Genomic DNA, 3,768 nt, shown 5'->3' on the forward strand with positions numbered 1-3,768 from the left:
GGCGACCTCGCTGATGCGCAGCATCGAAGATGAGACCTCGCAACTGCATGCCGCCTGCCAGGCGGTGCTCGCCGCCGGCGAGCAGCTTCTCAATCGCGCACAGGCCGCCGGAACCGTGCGCGGCGATGCCACCGCCTCAGACCTTTACGCCCTGATCAACGCGGTCGCCTGGGCCGGGGAACAGACATCGCCCGCACAGGGCGAGCGCCTGTTGTCCTTCGGCATCGACGGGATGCGCCCCGCAACCGACTCGTGATGACGACACTTGAGGAGGATCGGAACGGTACGTGGGTGCAAACGTGGGCAAAGTGGACCGTCCTCCTGGTGCTGGCCGGGTTGGCAGGCGTCTACGCGATGGCCGGGTCACCCCTGGCCCTGGCAGTCCTCGGCCTTCAGGTGCTCTTCATCCGGCGCCGGTCCTGGTGGTTGATCGCGCTGCAGGCCGCCGCCGCCTACGGTTCCGTGTTCGCCTTCGACACTTCGGTCGGCATCCTCGGCTTCGTCGCCGGTTCACTGCTGCTGACCACGTCCTGGCCGCTCGCCCTCGTGGTGACGGGCAGCGCGCTGCTGCTGGGACCGGCAGACCCGGTGATCAGCATGGTCCTGATCGCCCTGATCGTGTACGGCCTGGCCACGATGCTGGACCGGATCCAGGAGGTGACCGCCGCTCGCCTGTCGCTGGCGATGACCGCGGTGGCCGAGGAACAGCTCCGCATCGCGGCGGAGCTCAACCAGAGCCTGGGCGCCGCGCTCGACACGATCGCGGCCAGCGCCCGGAAGGGCACGCCTGACGTGGAATCGGCCCGGCACTCGCTGAGCGAGGCCAGAGCCGCCGCCGTCGGCTACCGCGCGATGTCGCTGGCCCCCGAACTCACCACCGCCAAGGGCATGCTGATCGCCGCGGGAGTCGCCACCGAGGTGCGGATACGGCACGCGGAACCACTCGGCCCGGCCGGCGCGCTGCTGGCCACCGTCCTGCGCGAGGCCGTGACCGAGATCGTCCGGCGCCGCGCCGCCTCCCGCTGCGTGATCGAGTCAGCCACGCAAGACAACACCGTACGGCTGAGCATCGCCCACGACGGCGCCCCCAGCGCCACGGACGAGTTCCTGGCCGATCTCCCCGCCCAGGTCGCGGCGGCCGGTGGCACGCTCACCACCGGCGTCGACGACAACGCTCAGGTCCTGGTGGAGGTGGCGCTGCCCGGCACCACGCTGCCTGACCCGCCTGCCCTGTCCAGCAAGCTGTCGACGGCGGTGCTCGCGGCGGTGCTGGTCGGGTTCTCGGCCAAGGCGTTGCTGCTGGCCGGTTCGTGGTGGCCCCTTCCGCTGCTGGCCGTCATCATTTTCATCCACCTGCGCTCGATCGAGGGCAGGCATCCGATCGCACTGATCGTCATGGCGTTGCTGACGCTCGCCCCGATCCCGGTGTTCGAGCAGGCCTGGCTGGTGACGACCGGGTTCCTGACCGGGCCGCTGCTGCTGGCCCTCCGACTCAGGGCGGCGGTGCCGCTGGTGGCCGCCGTCATGGCGGTGGTGGGGGGCGCCGGGCTGGTGATCGGCCTGCCGTACCCGCTGGTGGTGAACTACACGGTCAGCACCCTCGTGACGGGACTGGTCATCTACGGCCTGTTCACGCTGGCACGGCTCGACCGGGAGCTGAGCGCGGCCAAGGACGGGCTGGCCAGGTCGGTGGTGGTGGAGGAGCGGTTGCGGGCCGCGCGTGACCTGCACGACCTGCTCGGGCACACGCTGGCGGCGATCCTGCTCAAGAGCGAGCTGGCCAGGCGGCTGGAACCCGAACGCGCCCGCGCCGAACTGGACGACGTGCTGGCCATGACCGAGCAGGCCATGAGCGACCTGCGGACCGTCTCCGGCGAGCGGGGGAGGCTGTCGCTGGCGGGCGAGGCCGACTCAGTGCGTTCGGTGCTGGCGGCCGCGGGCATCGAGGTCACGCTGGAACTCGGTCACGGCACGCTCGGCACCGAGGTGGAGACCACGCTCGGCGCAGTGCTGCGCGAGGCGGTCACCAACGTGCTGCGGCACAGCTCCGCCCGCCACTGCGCGATCAGCACGAACGAACGCGACGGCGACGTACGAATGGCCGTACGCAACGACGGCGCGCAGGCCAAGCCGATCCGCCGCGGCTCGGCCGGGATGGGCAACCTGACCACGCGCCTGGCCGAGTTGGACGGGCGGCTGGACCTGACCCGGGACGGCGAGTGGTTCGAGCTGGCCGCGACGGTGCCGACGCGCTCCTGGGTCCCCGCCTAGATCCACCCCGACCCGATGGCAAGGCGAGCGACATCGGCGCGGTTGAGCACGTTGACCTTGGCGACGATCGCGGCCAGGTCGTTGCGGACGGTGCCGGCGCCGAGGAACACTTCGGCAGCGATCTGGGTGGCCTCGACGCCGGTGGTAACAAGGCGCGGGATGACGGACTAGTCGTCTTGACCACGAGGGTTGTCAACAGCGGGGGCTGGGATGCCCCTCATCCTCGAAGGCTTCCAACCCGTGGCCCCCTGGAAACGCGCGCCATGTCGAGAGCCAGATGCGAGCGGCGCAGGCGGCCGGTCCTCACCAGGTGGCCCAGGTCGGCGCGGGTGTCGTGCATGAGCTGCAGATGGAAGTAGTTCACGTGCTCCAGCAGCGCGAACACCCACAGCGCCGCCCCCGGCCAGACCTGCGCGCCGGACGCGCCCATGACCAGGCCGGCAACCACCACGACGGCCCCCGCCACCAGCAGGCCGACGTTAATCCGAGAGATCACGCGATACATCGCCATCCCTGCCGGAACGGGAGCTCGCGAAGAGAGCTGGGTGCTCTTCAACCACCAGTACATGCCGCCCTCAGCCAAGACGAGCAGGACCAGCACAAGCCCTGCCGAGTTGGCCACGGTCAAGGGCATGCCCAGTATGCCGATCAGCACCCCGGCCAGCAGCGGAATATTGACGGACTCCAGAACTGCCAGAGTCTTCATTCGGCGAAGCACGGACGCGCGGGGAGAAAGCACGAAAGCCATTCTCTCCGAGTTGTCTTCGCCCGTCCGACTCCCGGCTCCTTGAGGTGCCTCTAACAAACGTGACAGGCAGATCTCGCCCAAGCTGAAGACGAGTGGGCCGTCGAGACCGGTAAGAGTCGTTGAACGAGCGATCTGGGGGCTTCGCCAGTCAGCGGTCCGTGATGGCCCCCACAGCTCCGGTCGGCGCCACTCAGTTGATCAGTGGGTGCGGCGCCGCGGCGCCAAGACCTCGGTGATCTTGGCGATGGCTTCGGCGCCGGGTCTGAGAGTGCGTTACGCGAGCTGATGGCCCTTTTCGTCGTTGCGGTTGGATGAGGCCTGCTGGTTGGTGGGCGCCGTTCGGCCTACGGGCGCGGCTGGGTGAACAAGCCTGGCTCGGTTTCGACGAGGATGCCGCGACTGGCCAGACGTTTGAGCTTGGCACGGACGTTTTGGATGCCGTTGGGCGTCAGCGGCATATCCATCGCCAGTGCCAGATCGCGGGCGCGCAGAGAGCCGCCGGTCGTACCGACGGCGGTGAGAATCTGCTGGTAGTCGGGATGATCGAAGCCGGCCAGCGGCGCGATCGGCTCGACCGGGTCGGGGTCCGCTTCGGAGAGGGACAGGAGGGTCTTGCGGCTGATCCGCAGGTGCTCAACCTCCTGACCGAGTTCGCTTAGAGCTGCTAACGGAATGAGATGAGGCGTCGCCAGCAGATGAGCGCGCAGGCCAGCTTGAGGAACGCCTCATGAATGTCGTCGCGGACCTCC

General features: G+C 68.9%; 5 protein-coding genes. 3 read left to right on the top strand and 2 right to left on the bottom strand.

The genetic code is table 11. From position 1 onward, the window contains the following. Both ACWCSD_RS49555 and ACWCSD_RS49560 read left to right on the top strand, forming a co-directional pair. A partial coding sequence (locus tag ACWCSD_RS49555; protein WP_449926315.1) for an SbtR family transcriptional regulator occupies window positions 1-256 on the top strand: 256 nt, incomplete at its 5' end. 35 nt (window positions 257-291) lie between these two features. Beyond that, window positions 292-2,271 carry a histidine kinase gene (locus ACWCSD_RS49560; protein ID WP_449926318.1) on the top strand — a complete coding sequence of 660 codons (1,980 nt, stop codon included), beginning with the start codon at window positions 292-294 and terminating at the stop codon, window positions 2,269-2,271. Here ACWCSD_RS49560 and ACWCSD_RS49565 read toward each other — a convergent pair. Further along, window positions 2,268-2,432: a LuxR C-terminal-related transcriptional regulator gene (locus ACWCSD_RS49565; RefSeq protein ID WP_449926326.1), complete on the bottom strand. Its 165-nt coding sequence runs from the start codon at window positions 2,430-2,432 to the stop codon at window positions 2,268-2,270. The genes ACWCSD_RS49560 and ACWCSD_RS49565 overlap by 4 nt on opposite strands. A 56-nt stretch (window positions 2,433-2,488) precedes the next feature. Further along, window positions 2,489-2,977, bottom strand: coding sequence for a hypothetical protein (locus tag ACWCSD_RS49570; RefSeq protein ID WP_449926321.1), 489 nt, complete (start codon window positions 2,975-2,977; stop codon window positions 2,489-2,491). Window positions 2,978-3,330: 353 nt separating this feature from the next. Here ACWCSD_RS49570 and ACWCSD_RS49575 point away from each other — a divergent pair, with 353 nt between their 5' ends. Then, window positions 3,331-3,678, top strand: a complete 348-nt coding sequence (locus ACWCSD_RS49575) for a hypothetical protein (RefSeq protein ID WP_449926323.1) — start codon at window positions 3,331-3,333, stop codon at window positions 3,676-3,678. The last annotated feature ends 90 nt before the right edge of the window (window positions 3,679-3,768 follow it).

Source organism: Nonomuraea sp. NPDC001684 (genome assembly GCF_053596515.1).